The organism is Streptomyces sp. NPDC057854 (assembly GCF_042797055.1).
Lineage (GTDB): Bacteria > Actinomycetota > Actinomycetes > Streptomycetales > Streptomycetaceae > Streptomyces.
The window spans coordinates 78,651-95,935 of the sequence record NZ_JBHVMF010000017.1 but is presented as its reverse complement, the minus strand read 5'-3'; the positions used below and the strand labels follow the sequence as shown (position 1 = coordinate 95,935).

Sequence of the window (17,285 nt, the reverse complement as noted above, 5' to 3'; positions counted from 1 at the left end):
GGACGGTACGCGGGGGCGCACCGCAGCCCTTACCGGCGGTCACGGAACGGAACCTTCCTGCCACCGTTACCGGATCGCACCGGGGCGACTACGATGCGCTCGACCGCCGCGATGTGATCAGCGCCCGCACCCCTGCCCGCGCCCGCGCCCGGCCGGCCAACCGGCTCGCTCCCCGGGCCACTTCGCCCTGCCCGTCCGCTCCCCGCCCACGCCCCGCCCCTCCCTCCGTCGTCCGGAACCCCCCACCCGATCCCAGGACTCCGAGGACACCGCCATGCGCACCACCACCAGCAGAGGGCTCCAGCCCAATGTCCTCGGCACCTTCGACACGATCGTGATGGCCGTGGCCGGCAGCGCCCCCGCCTACTCGCTCGCCGCCACGACCGCCGTGCTCTTCGGGGCCGTCGGCTACGCGGGACCGGCGGCGCTGCTGTACTGCGCGATACCGATGCTCGGCATCGTCCTCGCGTACGCGCGCCTCGGCCGGATCGACGTCAACGCGGGCGCCGGCTACTCGTGGGTGGGCCGCACCCTCCACCCCTTCCTGGGCTTCCTCTCCGGGTGGGCGCTGGTCTTCGCCGCGACCGTGTTCATGGTGGCCGGCTCGCTGCCCGCCGGCGCCCTCACGCTGGCCCTGTTCGACGCGGACCTCGCCGCCTCGACGCCGCTGGCGACCGCCGTCGGCGCCTGCTGGTTCCTGCTGATGCTCGGCGTCGTGCTGGGCGGCGCCCGCCTCACCGTACGGGCCCAAATCGTCATGTCGGGCGTCGAGATGGCGATCCTGCTGGTGTTCGTCGTCGCGGCGGTGGCGCACCGCGGGCAGGCCGTCGCCTTCGACTGGTCCTGGTTCGGCCTCGGGCACTTCGACGGCCCCGCGGGCTTCGCCGCGGGCGCGCTGATCGCCGCGTTCTACTACTGGGGCTGGGACGTCACCAGCAACCTCAGCGAGGAGACCCGGAACAGCCGCCGGACCGCCGGACTCGCCGCGCTCGTCGGCGTCGGCTTCGTCTTCCTGCTCTTCGTGGCGTTCACCGTCGCCGTGAACGTGCTGCTGCCCGCCGACCGGATCGCGTCCGCCGGACCGAACGTGCTCGCCGTCCTCGGCGAGGAGATCTGGCCCGGCGTCGGCGGGAAACTGCTGGTCGTCGCCGTGGTGCTGTCCACGGTCGCGACCCTGGAGACCACCCTCATCCAGGTGACCCGCTCGCTCTTCGCGATGGGCCGCGACCGGACCCTGCCCGCCGCCTTCGGCCTCGTCCACCGCCGCTGGAACACCCCGTGGGTCGCCGTCGCCGCCGTCGGCGCCGCCGCGCTCGTCCTCTTCGCCGCCGCGGCCTCCGCCGGCTCCGTGCAGCGGATCCTCCGGGACGCGGTCTCCGCGATCGGCCTCCAGATCGCGTTCTACTACGGCCTGGCGGGCATCGCCGCCGTCGTCGCGTACAAGTCGCTGCTGCTGCGCTCCGCCCGGAACCTGCTGCTCGGCGGGGTGTGGCCGCTGCTCGGCTCGCTGTTCATGCTGTGGGCGTTCGTCGAGTCGCTGGGTGAGCTGTCGACCACCGCGCTCACCATCGGCCTCGGCGGGCTCGCCGCCGGCCTCGTCCCCATGGCCGTGTACTGGCGCAAGGGCAGCGCCTACTACCGGCCCGCCCGCCTCGACGCCTCCCGCGCCCTCGCCGCCGCCGGCGAGTCGGCACCCGCGTCCCCGGGCAGCCGGATGCGGGACAAGAGCTACGCCACGGACTTCTGACGCCACGGACTTCTGACCCCACGGACTTCTGACCCACCGCCCGTTTCCCGCGCCACCGCGCCGATCGAAGGAGGTTCCCCATGGGCGTACGCCGACGCGCCCTCGGACGGTCACGGTCACGCGCGGACCGGTTCGTCCCCGACTTCGACCCGGACTTCGGTGACCGCGCGCTCACCGAGGCCCGCCACGACATCGTGATCGGCCGCTGGCAGGGCGTCCGGGACCTGCTCGCCGCCACCGGCGACGACTGGGCCCGCCGCACCCACCGCGTCCGGCTGCTCTCGCACGCCGCCGCCGGCAGCTCCACCGTCGAGACCTGGCGGGCCGCCGAGCCGCACAGCGCCGACGCGGCCGTGCTGCGGGCGGCGACCGAGGTGGTACGGGTCTTCGACGCGGCCATCGCCGCCGGGCGGGGCGCCACCGTGGACCGGGCCCGGATCGACGCGGCCGTGGCCGCCTGCCGGAGCGCCGCCGACGCCGCCCCGGCAGACCCGATGCCGTGGGTGTCGCTGCTGTCGGTCGCGCGGCTGTACGACGGCGGGGTGCCGCGCCGGGAACTGCGCTACTGGTTCGACGAGTTGCGCCGCCGCGACCCGTACAACCTCGAAGGCCACGTGCAGGTGCTGCGCTACCTCTCGGCGCGCTGGCACGGCACCCACGGCTCCATGTACGACTTCGCGCGCGACGCCGCCGGCGTCGCACCGCCCGGCTCGCCACTGCCCGTCCTGGTGCAGGTGGCGCGGGTCGAGGAGTACCGCTACATCGCCGACGGGGCCCTCGGCCGCGGCCCGGTGCGCGGCTTCGACCAGCACTGGAAGCACGAGCTGGCGGTGACCGAGCTGCGGCGCACCTACGAGCGGTGGATCGGCGGCCGGGACGCCTCCCGCCCCGTCGCACCGGAAGAGGTCGCCGACCTCAACTTCCTCGCGCACGCCGCCTGTTACGCGGGCCAGGTGGAGCCGGCCCGCGAGCTGCTGGGCCTGCTCGGCAGACGGGCCGCGTGGGTGCCGTGGGCGTACACGGGCGACCCGGAGGAGCAGTTCGTCCGCTTCCGGGAGGGCCTGGGGGTCGGCTGACCGCCCCGACCCTCCCGGTGCGGCCGGATCAGACGCCGATGTCGCGGCCGTCGGCGCGCCACACGGCGACGACCGACGGGCGGACGATCTTCCCGGGGCCGTCGGGCCAGGCGGACGCCGGGTTCTCCACGGAGGCGCCGTCGATCTCGCCCGGGTGCTGCACGGCGACGAGCACGCGGCGGTCCTGGATGACCGGGCCGCAGGTCTCGGCGCCCCGCGGGACGGTGAGGAACTGCTTCAGCTCACCGCGGCGCTCGCCGTGCACGGCGACGCCGAACAGGCCGTCGTGCGAGCCGAGCTGGTTGCCGTCGGTGGAGATCCACAGGTTGCCGTGCGGGTCGAAGGCCACGTTGTCCGGGCAGGAGATCGGGGAGACCTTCTCCTTCGGGTAGCCGGCGAAGTACGTGGACGGGTCCTCCGGGTCGCCGGCGACGAGGAAGAGCCGCCACGCGAAGCCGTCCGACGCCGGGTCGTCCCAGTGCTCGGCCAGCTCCAGGACCTGCCCGTGCTTGTTCAGGTTGCGCGGGTTGGCCTCGTCCGCGCCCGGGTTGGTGCCCTTGCCGCGGTTGGAGTTGTTGGTGAGGGCGACGTACACGCGGCCGGAGCGCGGCGACGGCTCGACGTCCTCGGGGCGGTCCATCTTCGTCGCGCCCACCTTGTCGCCGGCGAGCCGCGTGAAGACGAAGACCTCCTCGGCGGTCATGCCGGGGACGTGCGAGACGGCGCCGTCCGGGCCGGCCGTGGCCAGCGGGATCCAGGTGCCGGAACCGTCGAACTCGCCGTCGTTCGGGAGCTTGCCGGTGCCGTCGATCTCGGCGGCCGGGGAGTCGCCGGTCAGCTTGGCGACGTACAGCGTGCCCTCGTCCAGCAGCGTCAGGTTGTGCTCGCGGGCGCGCCGCGACGAACCCTTCATCATCCGCTTCGACGACACGAACTTGTAGAAGTAGTCGAACCGCTCGTCGTCGCCCATGTAGACGACCGGGCGCCCGTCGGCGGTCAGCCGCGGCTGCGCCGCCTCGTGCTTGAAGCGGCCGAGCGCGGTGCGCTTGCGGGGCGTCGACTCCGGGTCGTACGGGTCGAGCTCGACGACCCAGCCCTGGCGGTGGACCTCGTTCGGCTCCGCGCGGAGGTCGAAGCGCTTGTCGAACCGCTCCCACTTGCGCTCGGAGGCGCCGCTGCCGACGCCGTACCGCTTGTCGGTGACGGAGGAGCCGTACGCGAAGTACTGGTTGAAGTTCTCCTCGCCGTGGAGGGTGGTGCCCCACGGGGTGGTGCCGCCGGCGCAGTTGTTGAGCGTGCCGAGGACGGTACGCCCCTCCGGGTCGGCGGAGGTCTTCACCAGCGCGGAGCCGGCGGCCGGGCCGGTCAGCTCGAACTCGCTCGTGGTGTGCAGCCGCCGGTTCAGGTAGTGCCGGGAGACCGGGGAGAGCTTGCCCGTACGGTGCTCCTCCTGCACCACGACGACGGAGAGGCCGTGCGCGGCCCAGGCGATCTCGACCTGCTCGCGGGTCGGGTTCTCGGAGTCGTACCCGCGGAACATCAGCACTTCGTCGGTGTACTCGTGGTTCGCGACGAGCACCTGGCGCCCGCGCTCGCCGCGCAGCGGCAGCAGGGACAGGAAGTCGTTGTTGTACCCGAACTGCCCGGCCTGCGCCGCGGCGGTCTGGTTCTCGGCGTCGAAGGCGGGGGCGCCGCGGAGGATCGGCTCGCCCCACCGGATGACGACGTTCTGCGCGTACCCGGACGGGACGGTGACCTGGTCGGCGGTGTTGGGCGCGACCGGCGCGAACCGGAGCCCGCGGGCGCCGTCGGCCTTGGGGGCGTGGCCGTTCCCGTGTCCGTTCCCGTGGCCGTGGCCGTTGCCCGGCTGGGCCTGCGCCTCCGGGGCGCCGCCGAGGACGAGCGAGCCGCCCGCCGCGGTCGCGACGGTCGCGACGGCGGCGGCCCGCAGCGCCGAACGCCGCGACAGCACCCCGGCTATGACGTCGCCGACGTACTCGTTGTCGCTGGTGTTCGGCACCTCGTGGAAGCAGGCGTCGCCACAGCGGAACCGGCAGGTGAGGGCGGAACGACCGCCTCCGTGCGGGTTGGTGCCGATCAGCGGCAGCAGTTTGCGCACTTCGTCCTCCTCCGGCGCAGCACTGCGCCGACATGGTGTCGGGAATCCGTTCGGCCGCGACGGTATGTGCGCACCTCTGCACGGGGACGGCGGCGGAGTGAACGCCCGATGAATGCACGGCAACCGTGACCGACGGGGTCCACGGAACCGGAGGGCGTGGCCGCTAACCTTACGTGTCCGCCCTGGCCAGGGATGAAGGACGCATACCGCATCCAACTCATGCGAAAGGGTTCGCCCATGGGTATTCGGAGCTTGCTGCGCAAGGTATTCGGCCGCGACCGCGAGAATCCCGCGACGACCCCCTCCGTCCCGCCCCAGTCCCGCGAACCCGACCCGACCCCGGAGACGGCGACGGCGACGGTCGCGGCCCCGACTCCGGCTCCGACACCGGAACCGACGCCGACTCCGACTGCGGAATCGGCTCCGGCTCCGGCTCCGGAGCAGTCCGCGCCCCAGGAGCAGGATGCGACCCCGTCGCCGACGGCCGCCCTGAAGGCCGCGGACGACCTGGTGGCCGCGGCCTTCGACAACCCCCAGATCCCGAGGGCCCGCAGGTCCCCCCAGCCGACGGATACGGAGGCGGGTACGGAGGCCGAGGCGGCCCCGGCCGACCCTGCGGAGCAGCCGACCCCGGCGGAGCCGGAGACCGCCGAGCCGGTGGCGGAGCTTGAACCGAAGGCGACCACCGACACCGAGGCCCCGGCCGACACGGCCGAGCCGGTGACGAAGCCCGAGCCCGAGGCGACCGCCGACGCGGAGCCGGTGACGAAGCCCGAGGCCGAGCCCGAGGCGACCGCCGACGCGGAGCCGGTGACGAAGCCCGAGGCCGAGCCCGAGGCGACCGCCGACGCGGAGCCGGTGGCGGAGGCCGAGGCAGAGGCGACCATCGAGGCCGAGCCGACCGCCGACGCGGAGTCGGCGCCGACGACGGACGCCGCGCCCCCGACCGAGGCGACCGCCGACGCGAACACGGCGGAGCCGGAGGAGCAGGCCGCGCCCGAGGCGAAGACGACCACCGACGCGGAGCCGCCGGAGGCGGACCCGGCCGTCGCGCCCGAGGCACAGGCCGAGCCCGCGACCGCCGACACCGAGGCCCCGGCCGACGCGACCGAGCCGAAGGCGGAGGCGGCCACCGACACCGAGGCACCGAAGGCGGAAGCCGCCGTCGTGGAGCCCGCACCCGAGGCGCAGGACGAACCTGCGGAGCCGGAGGCGACCGCCGCCACCGAGGCCCCGGCCGAAACGGCCGAGCCGGAGGCGGCCACCGACGCCGAGCCGGCCCCGGCCGAGACCACCGACGCCGAGGCGCCGGAGGCGGACGTCGCCGTCGCGTCCGAGGCCGCCGTAACGGCGGACGCCACCCCGGAGCCCGCGCCCGAGGCGCAGGACGAACCTGCGGAGCCGGAGGCGACCGCCGCCACCGAGGCCCCGGCCGACGCGACCGAACCGGAGGCGGCCACCGACGCCGAGCCGGCCCCGGCCGAGACCACCGACGCCGAGGCGCCGGAGGCGGACGCGGCTACCGACGCCGACGACGCGAGCGCGCCGGAGGCGGAGACGGCGACGGAGTCCGAGCCCGCACCCGCCCCCGCGCCCGCCGCCCCCGCCACGCCGGAGGCGCAGCCGCAGCCGCAGCCGCCGACGGACCTGCCCCCGCACCTCCTCGACGCCCACCGTGCCGCCGGCAAGGCGCTCGCGGCCGAGGGGCTGGAAGGGACGCGGGCCAAGGTGTACCTCGTGGTCGACCGGTCCGGCTCGATGCGCGGGTACTTCAAGGACGGCTCCGTGCAGCGCCTCGCCGAGCAGGCCGTCGCGCTGGCCGCGCACCTGGACGAGGACGCGACGGTCACCACCGTGTTCTTCTCGACGGACATCGACGGCGTCGTGGACGTCACCCCCGCCGACCTCACCCCCACCCGCGTCGAGGAGATCAACGCCGGTCTCGGCCGCCTCGGCCGGACGAACTACCACCGCGCCGTCGAGGAGGTCCTGGCCCACCACGAGAAGGCGGACCCGGCCCGCCCGGCACTGGTGATCTTCCAGACGGACGGCGCGCCCGAGTCCCGTACCGCCGCGAACCAGGCGCTGGCCGAGGCGGCCGGCCGCCCGGTGCACTGGCGGTTCACGGCCTGGGGCGAGGCGGACGGCAAGGCGTTCGACTACCTGCGGAAGCTCACCGCCGACCGCACGGCGACGCACTTCGCGGGCCCGGCGCCGGCCGAGACGCCGCACGAGGAGTTCTACCGGGGCGTCCTCACCGGCCTGAAGCCGTAACGCCTGCCCAGCCCGCCCCGCCCCGCCCCCTGCCCCTCCTTATTCGATGTGAGTGGATCTTCGTAAGGCCGTTAGGATTTCGACCATGGCGGCCACTGGATCCGAGAAGCAGGGGGCGAAGGCGTTCTACGTCACGACCCCCATCTACTACGTCAACGACGCTCCTCACCTGGGCCACGCCTACACGACCGTCGCAGGCGACGTGCTCACGCGCTGGCACCGTCAGCGCGGCGAGAAGGTGTGGTACCTCACCGGCACGGACGAGCACGGTCAGAAGATCATGCGCACCGCGGAGGCGAACGGGGTCTCGCCCCAGGAGTGGTGCGACAAGCTCGTGGAGGAGGCCTGGAAGCCCCTCTGGGAGCACCTGAACATCGCGAACGACGACTTCATCCGCACCACGCAGAAGCGTCACACGGACCGCGTCCAGGAGTTCGTGCAGGACCTGTACGACAAGGGCGAGATCTACAAGGGCGGCTACGAGGGCCCGTACTGCGTGGGCTGTGAGGAGTACAAGCTCCCGGGCGATCTCATCGAGGCCGAGGACGGCACCAAGCTGTGCCCGATCCACAAGAAGCCGGTGGAGATCCTCAAGGAGGAGAACTACTTCTTCAAGCTGAGCGAGTACGGCCCGAAGCTCCTGGAGTTCTACGAGGCGAACCCGGGCTTCATCCAGCCGGAGTCGGCCCGCAACGAGGTCGTGAACTTCGTGAAGCAGGGCCTGCAGGACCTCTCCATCTCGCGTTCGACGTTCGACTGGGGCATCCCGATCCCGTGGGACGACAAGCACGTGATCTACGTGTGGGTCGACGCGCTGCTGAACTACGCGACGGCCGTCGGCTACAACGAGAACCCGGAGAAGTTCGAGGAGACCTTCCCCGCGAACGTCCACCTCGTCGGCAAGGACATCCTCCGCTTCCACGCGGTGATCTGGCCGGCGATGCTGATGGCGCAGGGCCTCCCGGTGCCGGGCAGGGTCGCGGCGAACGGCTGGCTGATGGTCGGCGGCGAGAAGATGTCGAAGTCGAACCTGACCGGCATCAAGCCGCAGGACCTGACCTCGCACTTCGGCGTGGACGCGTACCGCTGGTACTTCCTGCGCGCGATCGCGTTCGGCAGCGACGGCTCGTTCTCGTGGGAGGACTTCTCCGCCCGCTACACGTCCGAGCTGGCCAACGACTACGGCAACCTCGCCTCCCGCGTGGCGGCGATGGTCGGCAAGTACTTCGGCGGCGCGCTGCCGGCCTCCGCGGCCGACGGCGACGCCGAGAAGGCCGTCCACGAGGGCCTGGCGAAGGCGGTCGCGACCGCCGACGCCAAGATCGGCGAGGAGCTGGACTTCCAGGGCGGCATCCTGGCGGTCTTCGACTTCGTGAAGCAGGTCAACGGCTACATCACGGAGCAGGAGCCGTGGAAGGTCGCCAAGGACGAGTCGGAGGAGGGCCGGGCCCGCCTGGCGACGATCCTCTACACGGCCGCCGAGGCGCTCCGTGCCGTCGCCGTCCTCCTCAACCCGATCATGCCGGAGACCTCCCAGAAGCTCTGGGACTCCCTCGGCGCCGAGGCGTCCCTGGGTGCCCTCGCCGACCAGCCGCTGGCCGAGGCCGGCACGTGGGGCAAGCTCCCCGCGGGCGCCACGGTCACGAAGGGCGCGGTGCTCTTCCCGCGTCTGGAGGACCCGAAGAAGGACTGACGTCCGCCCGCACGCGAGCGAAGGCCGCCGCCCGGTACAGACCGGGCCGGCGGCCTTCGCCGTCCCCGCCGTCACCCCACGGCGAGCACGCCGACCGCCGGCGCCATGTACACCAGCGGGAACGTCACGTGCCCGTACGCCTTCGCCCGTACGACGGTGATCACGGCGCCCGCGAAGTACAGCACCAGTCCCACGGCCGCGAGCGCCCCGACGACCGGCACCCAGAACCCCGCGACGAGCCCCGCGGCCCCGGCCAGCTTGAGCACCCCCAGTCCGTTCCACCACGACCGGGGCACCCCGTACGCGGCAAGCGGCTCCACGACGAACTTCGCCCTGGCGAGCACCGAGGCGCCGGAGAACCCGGCCATGAAGGCGGCGAGCGCGGTGACGACGGCGGCGGTGGTGGACATGTGGACGACTCCTCCGGTCGCGGCCCCGGGAGGGGGCCGTACACCGGGATGACGGAGCGGACGGCGAGGGTGTGACGACGACGGCGGAGAACAGCGACTCGAGATTCATGTAAACAAGAGTTCCCAAGCCCAGGTCTCGTAAACTAGAGTTGTCGCATGACGTTCTCGGACCAGCTCCCCGAAGAAGAACTGACCGGCCTCGAATCCGCCCTCTGCGAGGCCCTGAACCCCCTCGCCGCCACCCTCCGCGCCCGCGCCACCGGGCAGCCCGAGGACCGGATGTGGCACGGCGAACCCGTGGACATCGCCCTCTCCGTCCTCGCCGCCTGGAAGGTGGTCGACCAGGAGGTCAAGCGCCTCACCGCCGTCGCCGCCGGCACGGCCGGTTCGTACGGCGCGAGCTACGAGCAGCTGGGCGCCGTCTGGGGCATCACCCGGCAGGGCGCCCGCAAGAAATGGCCGGACGCGGTGCCCCGCCCGACGCCCGGCACCACCACCCTCGCCCTCTTCGGCGGGCGCGCGGAGCTGGCCCCCTCCGGCGACACCTGGACGTGGACGGCCACGGCCGCCGACGGCTCCAGAACCGACGAGGCCGCCGCCCCCACGAAGGAGGAAGCGGCGGCGCTGGCGGGCGCGTTCCTGAAGGACCACGCCCGCTGAGGATCCGCGAGGCGGTCAGCCGTGGGCGCGCGTGAACCCGACGAACCCGGCCCACGCCTCGGGCGACAGGACGAGGTGGGGCAGACCGGTGTCCTTGGAGTCCCGCACACGGACGGCGCCGGATCCGGCGGCGACCTCGACGCACGACTCTCCGTTGTTGCCACCGCTGTAGCTGCTCTTGAACCATGCCAGTTCCGAGGCGCCCCCCACAGGGGTGTTGCGGATCATGTCTCTCCCAGCAGTTGCTCGATGAGGGCCAGCGACTCCCCTGGCGGGAGTGCCTGCGCTCGGATGGTCCCATACTGCAGCTCAAGGATGCGGATCTGCTTCGGGTCGGAAACCGTACGGCCGTTGAACGCGCCCTCGGAGCGTCCCACCGCCGTCCCGTCCGCGAACTTCAGCAGCTCGATGCGGCCGTCCAGCCCCGAGTGGACCTCACGGTGCGTCGGCATCACCTGGAGTGTCACCTGACGCATGCGCCCCACCTCCAGCAGTCGTTCGAGCTGCCTTCGCCACACCATGATGCCGCCAAGAGGCCGCCTCAGAGGACCCTCTTCCAGCACGAAACTCAGGGCGGGCACGGGGTCCCGCTCGAAGACGGACTGCCGGGACACGCGGGCGGCCACCATGCGGTCCACGTCGCCCTGCGAGTACGGGGGTTGGGCCGCCTCGATCGCGACCCGGGCGTGCTCCTGCGTCTGGAGCAACCCCGGGATGAGGTTGCACTCGTACACCCCGATCTCCACCGCCTTACCCTCCATCTTCGCCAGAGCGCGCACCTTCTTCGGGTACCGGACCTTCGCCACGTCGTCCTTCATCGCCGACAGCAGCCCGTCGGCCCGCAGGACCTCGTCCGCCTTGTCCAGGTACTCGGGGCGCGGGATCCGCTTGCCGCCCTCGATCTTGTAGACCAGGTCCTCGCCATAACCGACCGCTTCCGCGAACTCCGCGGCCCGCATGCCCACCGCCTCCCGACGCAGCCGCAGTTGGCGACCCACCGTGGCGACGACGGCGACACCCCACTCGTCGTCCGGATCGACTTCCCAGCCGCTTTCCTCAGCCGACATCCCGCACCCCTCCGCGTGTCCTGCATGGCCGCAACCCCCTACCCGCCGCGGGGCTTTCGACAGACCGGACAGCGGTGGACAAGCTCCGGACAGTCACCCTACGTATCGGCGGGGTGACTGTTCACGCTAGCCGCACGCGGCCACGCTCGGTGACGTGAACGAGAAGAACGGGACGCTGCAACTCCCGCACACCGAACGCCGTTTCGAAATCCAGCTCTCCCCGACCCCGCGCGGCGCGAGGCTGGCTCGCCTCCTGGCCGTCGAGTGGCTGCGGCCACGCCAGGACATCCCGTACGACGTGACCGAGGCGGCCGCGCAGATCATCGCCGAGCTGACGGCGAACGCGGTGACGCACGGCAGGGTCGCCGGCCGGGACTTCCGGCTCGCACTGACCGCCCGCCCGGGAACGCTGCGCATCGAGGTCACGGACACGCGTGGCGAAGACCTTCCGGAACCGCACTCCGGAAACGGCCTGTTGCTGGTCGAGGAGCTGTCGGACCGCTGGGGGATCACACCGGGCCCGGTACCCCGCAAGACGGTCTGGGCGGAGTGCGACCACACGGCCGGAGGGCGGAAAACCGGGCCCTGACACCGGAGCCCGGCGAACCGGGCTCCGGTGCGCCGGACGCCGCCGGTGCGGGCCCCTCAAGACAAAGAACCGGGGGAAAGAACTCCCACCCACCCACCCCCGCGCGGCGTGGGAGCGCGGTCACTCACGCGAGTGAATATGCCAACTAACGCGACCCAAGGGCGTCTTGACTGCTCTACGCTCGGCTTCATACCCACCGTTCGCAGAAATGCGTCGGCCCCCGCCGGGATTGCCGTCCCAGTGCGAGGGCCTACCAAACAGGAAGCACTACCTTCCCGATGGATACCCCACAGCGTAGTCGGCGCTCCCGTGCCACGTCCCGCTCACACCCCAAGAACCACTCTTCCCGGCGTACTTCCGGCGGTGTGTGCCACGAGCGCGCCCGCCTCACCCGCAACTTCACGGTCCTGGACAACGCCCTCCTCCAGCACAAGGGGCTGAACGGCGTGGCGATCGGCGTCGCCGTCCGCATCGCGTCACTGCCCGAGGGCACTCGCGTGGACATCAGGAGCCTCGCGCGCGACCTCCAGCTCGGCAGGGCCACCGTGGCGAAGGCCCTGAACGCGCTCGAAGCCCACCACTACCTGCGCCGAACCGTCGTCCGCTCGGCCGACGGCCGCGTAGCCACCCACACGGTCTTCTACCACCGCCCGACGCAACTCCACCCCCCGGCAGAAAAGCCGGCCCCACCCCAAAAAGAGCCCACCCAAAAACAGCAGCCGCCCGCACCCGCACCCCCACCCGCACCCCCCGCGACACCCCCCGAGCCCCCTTCCCCCCGCCCCCTCCCTCCCGTCCCCCACCCCGGCTTCCCGGCCCGCGAACTCCTCCGCTCCGCCCTCCAGGTCCTCCTCGACCTACGGACCGCCGACCCACGCCTCCACTGCTCCGAGACCGACGCCGCACACCTCACCCCCGGCGTGGCCGCCTGGCTCGAACGCGGAGCCTCACCCGAGACCGTCCGCCACGCCCTGACGACCGGCCTGCCCACCACCCCTCTCCACCGCCCCGCCGCCCTCCTGGCCCACCGCCTCACCGCCCACCTCCCCCCGGCACCCCCACTGGGCACCCAGCTCCCCCCACCCCCACCCGCACCCCTCCAGTACTGCCACGCCTGCGACGCCGCCTTCAGATCCCCGGACGGCACCCCCTGCCCCCGCTGCGGCAGCACGAACACCTCCCACTCCACCACCCACGACACCCGCCACTGAGGAGCACTGCTCACATGACGGCCCGGGAGGTAGTGATGCGTCCGGCCGGAGGAGCGACATGGGGGCTTCTCCCGGGACGGCCGCCGTTCGGACTCGTAAGGTTGCACGATGAGATGGCGTGCACTTTCGTCGGCCGCGACGGGGCTCGTGGTCCCGGAGGAGGACGCGCCCGGCGGCGTTCCCTCCGTGCTGGAGGCGCTGAAGAGCGTGGCGAACGGAACCGTGGTGGGGTGGGCGCCCGGCGCCGTACTCGCTCCGCGGCTCGTGCGGCCTGAGGAGGGGCTGGACTTACTGGCCATGTCGAGGGACGGGCGGGTGGTCTGCGCGGTGAGCGAAGAGGAGGACGACTACTGGATCGTCGTCCAGCGGCTGCGATGAGGGGAGCCGAGGCCGTGTCTCCGGACTGGGTCGACCTGCTGGTGAACCAGGCGGAGCTGTACGCCCTCTACGGAGGGCTGCCGCCCGCCGGGCCGCTCGTCGTACGGTCCGTGCACCTGAACCACTACGGCCCCGCGCTCACGCTGCGGGTGGACCTGCCCTCGTATCCGGCCCATCCCCTGCCCGCGTGGCGGGAGGCGGGGTTCGACCGCCTGCAGTGCCACCTCCAGTTCCTCGCGGTCGAGCGTCTGGAGATGCGAGGGTGGCACCCGCCCGCCACGACCGTCCTCCGCGTCGAGGAAGCGGGGAGGCGCAGGGTGCTGGTGACCGCCGAGTCCGCCTCGCTCCGGCTGTCCTTCGAGGCGTCCGACTCCGTCGTCGCCGGTCATCTGAGCGCCTTCGCGGCCGGCCCGGACGGGGGCGACGGCGGGCCCCGGGGGTTCCTCGGCAAAGTCGACTCCCGTAGGTTCGTCACCTTGCCCGACCTCAGCGAGAAGACCTTCTATGAACGGCTCTGAACGGATCGGCCCGGTGGCCGGTGCCGAGGAAGCGTGGGAGCCGCCGGCGGCGCTCCCCGCACTCGACGCGTGCGAGCTCTTCCACTGCCTCGTCGACGAGAGGGAGGTCAGCGTCACGCTCGGGTTCGACCTGTGCCCCGCGCCGCCCGCCGTCCTGGAGCACTGGGGAAACGGAGACGGCGGCAACGCCTTCGAGTTCTTCCTCACCTTCACCTCCGTCGCCGGCCTGCGCGTCTCCGGCCGGGGAGGCAGCGCGCGGCGCACCGTGCGGATCCTCCGCGCGCCCGGGCCCAGGGGCATCACGGTGACGGTCGAGAGTCCGACGGAACACCTCGCCTTCCGGGCCGAGGAAGCGAGGCTCACCCGCGCCCGCACCTACCTCGCCGCCACCTCTCCTTGAGAACCGTTCACCACCTGCACCAAGGGAGTCGACCACGTGCCAGGCGAGGGAGCGGACAGGGTGACGGGACGCCTGCGGGACCACGCCGCGACGGCTGTCAGCCCCGTGGGATTCCTCTGCAGTTTGGACTCACGGCACCCGAGAAAGGGACTCACGCATGACAAGCGGAATTTCTCGACTGCTCGAAATATCCCCGGCGCCCGAGGGGTCTCGAACGAAGGACTGGGATGCGTTCGAGGCCAACTTGGGGTCCGAACTCCCCTCCGACTACAAGGAGTTCATCGGTATCTACGGCGGGAGCAAGTGGGACAACTATCTCTACGTCCTGGAGCCGGAATGCCCCAACAGGCACTATGACCTCATCACATGGGCGAGGAACCAGGCAGAGGACCTCGAATACCTGTGGGAGGTCGAGAAGAAGCCCGCGGAACTTGAGGCCGACGGGGCCCGAGTCCTGCCCTGGGCCACCACGGACAACGGAGAGTGCCTCTACTGGCTCGTCCGTCCGGACGTCGATCCGGACCGATGGACGGTCATGGTGAACGAGGCCCGGGGCGAACGCTGGGAGCATTTCCCCATCACGTGCACCCAGTTCCTCGCCTCTTGCCTCGACGGAGAACTGAGGTCGGGCATCCTTTCCACTCTGTTCCCCCTCGCGACGCACGAGTTCCGCCGGCTGGGGGCCGTTCAGGCGGTCCGGCCCAGCGGAGTGTGACGCGGTGAGGAAGAAGCCGGATCGTCGACCGGCAGCCGTGACGGGTAAGCCGAAGAGAGTCGAGAAGGTGCCGCAGGACGTCGTCCTCGAAGTGATCCCGGCCGGGGAGCGGCTGGAGCTCGTACCACCGGGCTCGTACCCACGGACGAGACGCACGACGGGGAGGTGCGGTGGATGACGGCCGATTCATGGTGCGTTCAGGAAGGCAGCCGAGGAATTGTCGGAGCGTTTTGATCTGGCCCGCGAGGCGCTGAGTCGGTTCGGAGAGTTGCGGTGGATCCGACTGAGCGGAGGCCGGCACCCACTCTACGGGTACCAGCAGGTTCCCTTCCTCGGCTGGAGGTTCGCCGAGCCCGACGAAGAGAAACTGCGCACCATCGAAGACGCAAGAAAAGCAACCCCCACGCGATACGAATGGCGTATCGACACGTCGAGGAGGAACTGGCTCCTCGCCCCGTCACAGCTCCTAGGAGATTCTGGTGAGCGTGCGGACTCGCCGGAGTTCGACGAGCGCGTGGACCAGTTGATGCGGGACCAGGAATTCTGCGTCCGGGCCCTTGAGGACCTCGACGCGATACTGCGAACCCTACGGAAGCAGGGCAAGGGGTGACCGCCGGCTCGTGCTATGACTACTGACAGGATACGCGGATGACATGGATCTCCCTTCTCGCCGACTCCGCAGGATTCGAGAGCATTTATGGAGGACACATCCCTGACCTCGAAAACGTGTCACTTCACGAGGTCGAAATCCTTCGCGACGGTCCGGCACTGAACCTCAGGTTCGACATGCCGTCCTTTCCGGAACGGCCTCCGAAGAAGTGGAGCGTGCAGGGCTTCAATACAGTTCAGGTCACCTTGGGCCTCTCCGGCCTGCGAAGCGTCTCGCTCAGCGGTTTCGCTTCGAACCCGGTGGTGTCGATCTCCCTGCGAGCGCAGGACGGAATCACGCTGGGGATCGACTCCGTCCCGGTCCAGTTGCACGCCACCGCTGAAATGGCCTACATTTCCCGGATTTCCGCCTACAGCAACAGTGTTGACTGAGCCGCGCCACCGCGTCCCTGGCGGGAGCCATCGAGGTCTTGAGCTGGAGTACTCGCGCAAGAGGAGTCGAGAAGGTGCGGCAGGACGTCGTCGTCGAGGTGATCCCGGCCGGGGAGCGGCTGGAGCTCGTGCCGCTGGAGGTCGGGCACGCCGAGGAGATGGTGGGGGTGCTGGGAGATCCGGCGCTGCACCGGTTCATCGGGGGTGCGCCGGAGGGGCTGGAGGAGTTGCGTGCTCGGTACGCGCGGTGGGCGGCCGGGGCGCCGGAGCCGGGCACCAGCTGGTGCAACTGGGTGGTCCGGGAGCGGAACGGCGGGCGGCTCGTGGGGACCGTGCAGGCGACCGTCGCCGGTGACCGCGCCGAGGTCGCCTGGGTCGTCGGGACCGCCTGGCAGGGGCGCGGGTACGCCTCCGAGGCCGCCCGCGCGCTCGTCGGGTGGCTGCGGGACCGGGGCCGTACCGTCGTCGCGCACGTTCATCCCGAGCACGCCGCCTCCGCCGCCGTCGCCCGCGCCGCCGGGCTCGTACCGACCGATGAGGTGCACGACGGGGAGGTGCGGTGGGTGGCGCCGTCTCCACGCACAGGGGACGAATCGGGCACGGGTGGTACCCTATAGGGCATGATAAAGACGACGGTGTATCTCCCTGAGGCGCTGGAGCTGCGCCTCGACGCGGAGGCCGCGGCCACCGGCGTCAGCAAGGCGGAGCTCATTCGACGGGCCATCGCCCTGCTCCTGGACTCCTCGCCCAGGGCGCAGAAGGGCACCGGAGCGCTTCCTGTCTTCGACAGCGGGCGTCCGCGGACCGCGGCCGGTATGGACGACGCGGTGTACGAGCACATCAAAGAGCGGAACGCCCGGCGTTGATCATCATCGCGGACACGTCCGCCCTCTACGCGGCCTTCGACGCCGCACAACCGGAGCACGCCGCCGCCGCGGCGCTCCTGGACCGTGAGGTGTTCGCGATCTCGCCGCTCGTGATCACCGAACTGGACCACCTGGTGCACCGCGATCTCGGGTTCCCCGCCGCCATGCAGATCATGGAGGCACTCAACGCGAGGATCGAGGCGGGCCAGTACAAGCTCGCGGAGCTGCGCCTGGCGGACCTGATGTCCGCCCACGCCGTGAGGGCGAAGTACGAGGGGCTCCGCCTGGATCTGGCGGACGCCGTGGGCGTCGTGCTCGCGGACCGGTACCGAACCGACCGGATCTTCACGCTCGATCAGCGGGACTACCGGGCGATCGAGCCGCTCACCCGGGGCCTGCCCGCGTTCCGGATCCTGCCCGCCGACGGCTGAGACGCCGGCGCCCGGGGCCTCGGTCCCGCCGAGGCCGGCCGCGCCGCGGGGTTCGTACCGGCAGACGACAAGACCGGCAGACGACAAGGG

20 protein-coding genes are annotated in these 17,285 nt (G+C 71.5%); 16 read left to right on the top strand and 4 right to left on the bottom strand.

Annotated elements, in window-relative coordinates; all coding sequences use genetic code 11:
* Positions 1 to 274: 274 nt before the first annotated feature.
* Entirely contained in the window at positions 275 to 1,747 is a 1,473-nt protein-coding gene (locus tag ACFVQZ_RS24010; RefSeq protein WP_383625857.1) for an APC family permease, read from the top strand.
* Positions 1,748 to 1,827: 80 nt separating this feature from the next.
* Positions 1,828 to 2,823 carry a hypothetical protein gene (locus ACFVQZ_RS24005; protein ID WP_383625854.1) on the top strand — a complete coding sequence of 332 codons (996 nt, stop codon included), beginning with the start codon at positions 1,828 to 1,830 and terminating at the stop codon, positions 2,821 to 2,823.
* Positions 2,824 to 2,851: 28 nt separating this feature from the next.
* Here ACFVQZ_RS24005 and ACFVQZ_RS24000 read toward each other — a convergent pair whose 3' ends face one another.
* Positions 2,852 to 4,942 (bottom strand): PhoX family protein, encoded by a 2,091-nt coding sequence (locus tag ACFVQZ_RS24000; RefSeq protein ID WP_383625851.1) that lies wholly within the window; start codon positions 4,940 to 4,942, stop codon positions 2,852 to 2,854.
* A 237-nt stretch (positions 4,943 to 5,179) separates the two neighbouring features.
* Here ACFVQZ_RS24000 and ACFVQZ_RS23995 point away from each other — a divergent pair, with 237 nt between their 5' ends.
* The gene (locus ACFVQZ_RS23995; RefSeq protein WP_383625848.1) at positions 5,180 to 7,216 is read left to right on the top strand and encodes a VWA domain-containing protein; all 2,037 of its coding nucleotides are present in this window, start codon (positions 5,180 to 5,182) and stop codon (positions 7,214 to 7,216) included.
* An 85-nt stretch (positions 7,217 to 7,301) separates the two neighbouring features.
* Positions 7,302 to 8,909, top strand: coding sequence for a methionine--tRNA ligase (gene metG / locus ACFVQZ_RS23990; RefSeq protein WP_030495967.1), 1,608 nt, complete (start codon positions 7,302 to 7,304; stop codon positions 8,907 to 8,909).
* Between the two features lie 71 nt (positions 8,910 to 8,980).
* Here metG and ACFVQZ_RS23985 read toward each other — a convergent pair whose 3' ends face one another.
* Entirely contained in the window at positions 8,981 to 9,319 is a 339-nt protein-coding gene (locus ACFVQZ_RS23985; RefSeq protein ID WP_383625843.1) for a DoxX family protein, read from the bottom strand.
* Positions 9,320 to 9,475: 156 nt separating this feature from the next.
* On the opposite strand from ACFVQZ_RS23985, the gene ACFVQZ_RS23980 reads away from it, so the two are divergent.
* Complete coding sequence (locus ACFVQZ_RS23980; protein WP_383625840.1) at positions 9,476 to 9,979, top strand: hypothetical protein; 504 nt, start codon at positions 9,476 to 9,478, stop codon at positions 9,977 to 9,979.
* Between the two features lie 15 nt (positions 9,980 to 9,994).
* On the opposite strand, the gene ACFVQZ_RS23975 is transcribed toward ACFVQZ_RS23980, so the two are convergent.
* Positions 9,995 to 10,207 carry a DUF397 domain-containing protein gene (locus ACFVQZ_RS23975; protein ID WP_383625837.1) on the bottom strand — a complete coding sequence of 71 codons (213 nt, stop codon included), beginning with the start codon at positions 10,205 to 10,207 and terminating at the stop codon, positions 9,995 to 9,997.
* On the bottom strand, positions 10,204 to 11,046 hold the full coding sequence (locus tag ACFVQZ_RS23970; RefSeq protein WP_383625834.1) for a helix-turn-helix domain-containing protein: 843 nt from the start codon (positions 11,044 to 11,046) through the stop codon (positions 10,204 to 10,206). Before ACFVQZ_RS23970 ends, ACFVQZ_RS23975 begins: the two co-directional genes overlap by 4 nt.
* 154 nt (positions 11,047 to 11,200) lie before the next feature.
* Here ACFVQZ_RS23970 and ACFVQZ_RS23965 point away from each other — a divergent pair, with 154 nt between their 5' ends.
* From ACFVQZ_RS23965 to ACFVQZ_RS23915, 11 genes are all read left to right on the top strand, one after another.
* Positions 11,201 to 11,635 (top strand): ATP-binding protein, encoded by a 435-nt coding sequence (locus tag ACFVQZ_RS23965; RefSeq protein ID WP_383625831.1) that lies wholly within the window; start codon positions 11,201 to 11,203, stop codon positions 11,633 to 11,635.
* Positions 11,636 to 12,000: 365 nt separating this feature from the next.
* Positions 12,001 to 12,846 carry a helix-turn-helix domain-containing protein gene (locus ACFVQZ_RS23960; RefSeq protein WP_383625828.1) on the top strand — a complete coding sequence of 282 codons (846 nt, stop codon included), beginning with the start codon at positions 12,001 to 12,003 and terminating at the stop codon, positions 12,844 to 12,846.
* A 108-nt stretch (positions 12,847 to 12,954) separates the two neighbouring features.
* A complete protein-coding gene (locus ACFVQZ_RS23955; protein WP_321193517.1) occupies positions 12,955 to 13,224 on the top strand; it encodes a hypothetical protein in 270 nt (89 codons plus the stop codon).
* Positions 13,225 to 13,238: 14 nt separating this feature from the next.
* Positions 13,239 to 13,742, top strand: a complete 504-nt coding sequence (locus ACFVQZ_RS23950) for an Imm50 family immunity protein (RefSeq protein WP_030498404.1) — start codon at positions 13,239 to 13,241, stop codon at positions 13,740 to 13,742.
* Positions 13,729 to 14,142: a hypothetical protein gene (locus ACFVQZ_RS23945; RefSeq protein WP_383625823.1), complete on the top strand. Its 414-nt coding sequence runs from the start codon at positions 13,729 to 13,731 to the stop codon at positions 14,140 to 14,142. The genes ACFVQZ_RS23950 and ACFVQZ_RS23945 overlap by 14 nt, the downstream gene beginning before the upstream one ends.
* Before the next feature lie 157 nt (positions 14,143 to 14,299).
* Entirely contained in the window at positions 14,300 to 14,857 is a 558-nt protein-coding gene (locus tag ACFVQZ_RS23940) for an SMI1/KNR4 family protein (RefSeq protein WP_383625820.1), read from the top strand.
* A gap of 217 nt (positions 14,858 to 15,074) precedes the next feature.
* Positions 15,075 to 15,467, top strand: a complete 393-nt coding sequence (locus ACFVQZ_RS23935; RefSeq protein WP_030498401.1) for a hypothetical protein — start codon at positions 15,075 to 15,077, stop codon at positions 15,465 to 15,467.
* 38 nt (positions 15,468 to 15,505) lie between these two features.
* Positions 15,506 to 15,898 (top strand): Imm50 family immunity protein, encoded by a 393-nt coding sequence (locus tag ACFVQZ_RS23930; protein ID WP_051788483.1) that lies wholly within the window; start codon positions 15,506 to 15,508, stop codon positions 15,896 to 15,898.
* Positions 15,899 to 15,972: 74 nt separating this feature from the next.
* The gene (locus ACFVQZ_RS23925) at positions 15,973 to 16,515 is read left to right on the top strand and encodes a GNAT family N-acetyltransferase (protein ID WP_051788482.1); all 543 of its coding nucleotides are present in this window, start codon (positions 15,973 to 15,975) and stop codon (positions 16,513 to 16,515) included.
* A 3-nt stretch (positions 16,516 to 16,518) separates the two neighbouring features.
* Complete coding sequence (locus ACFVQZ_RS23920) at positions 16,519 to 16,764, top strand: ribbon-helix-helix protein, CopG family (protein WP_081959704.1); 246 nt, start codon at positions 16,519 to 16,521, stop codon at positions 16,762 to 16,764.
* On the top strand, positions 16,761 to 17,195 hold the full coding sequence (locus tag ACFVQZ_RS23915) for a PIN domain-containing protein (protein WP_030498397.1): 435 nt from the start codon (positions 16,761 to 16,763) through the stop codon (positions 17,193 to 17,195). The genes ACFVQZ_RS23920 and ACFVQZ_RS23915 overlap by 4 nt, the downstream gene beginning before the upstream one ends.
* The last annotated feature ends 90 nt before the right edge of the window (positions 17,196 to 17,285 follow it).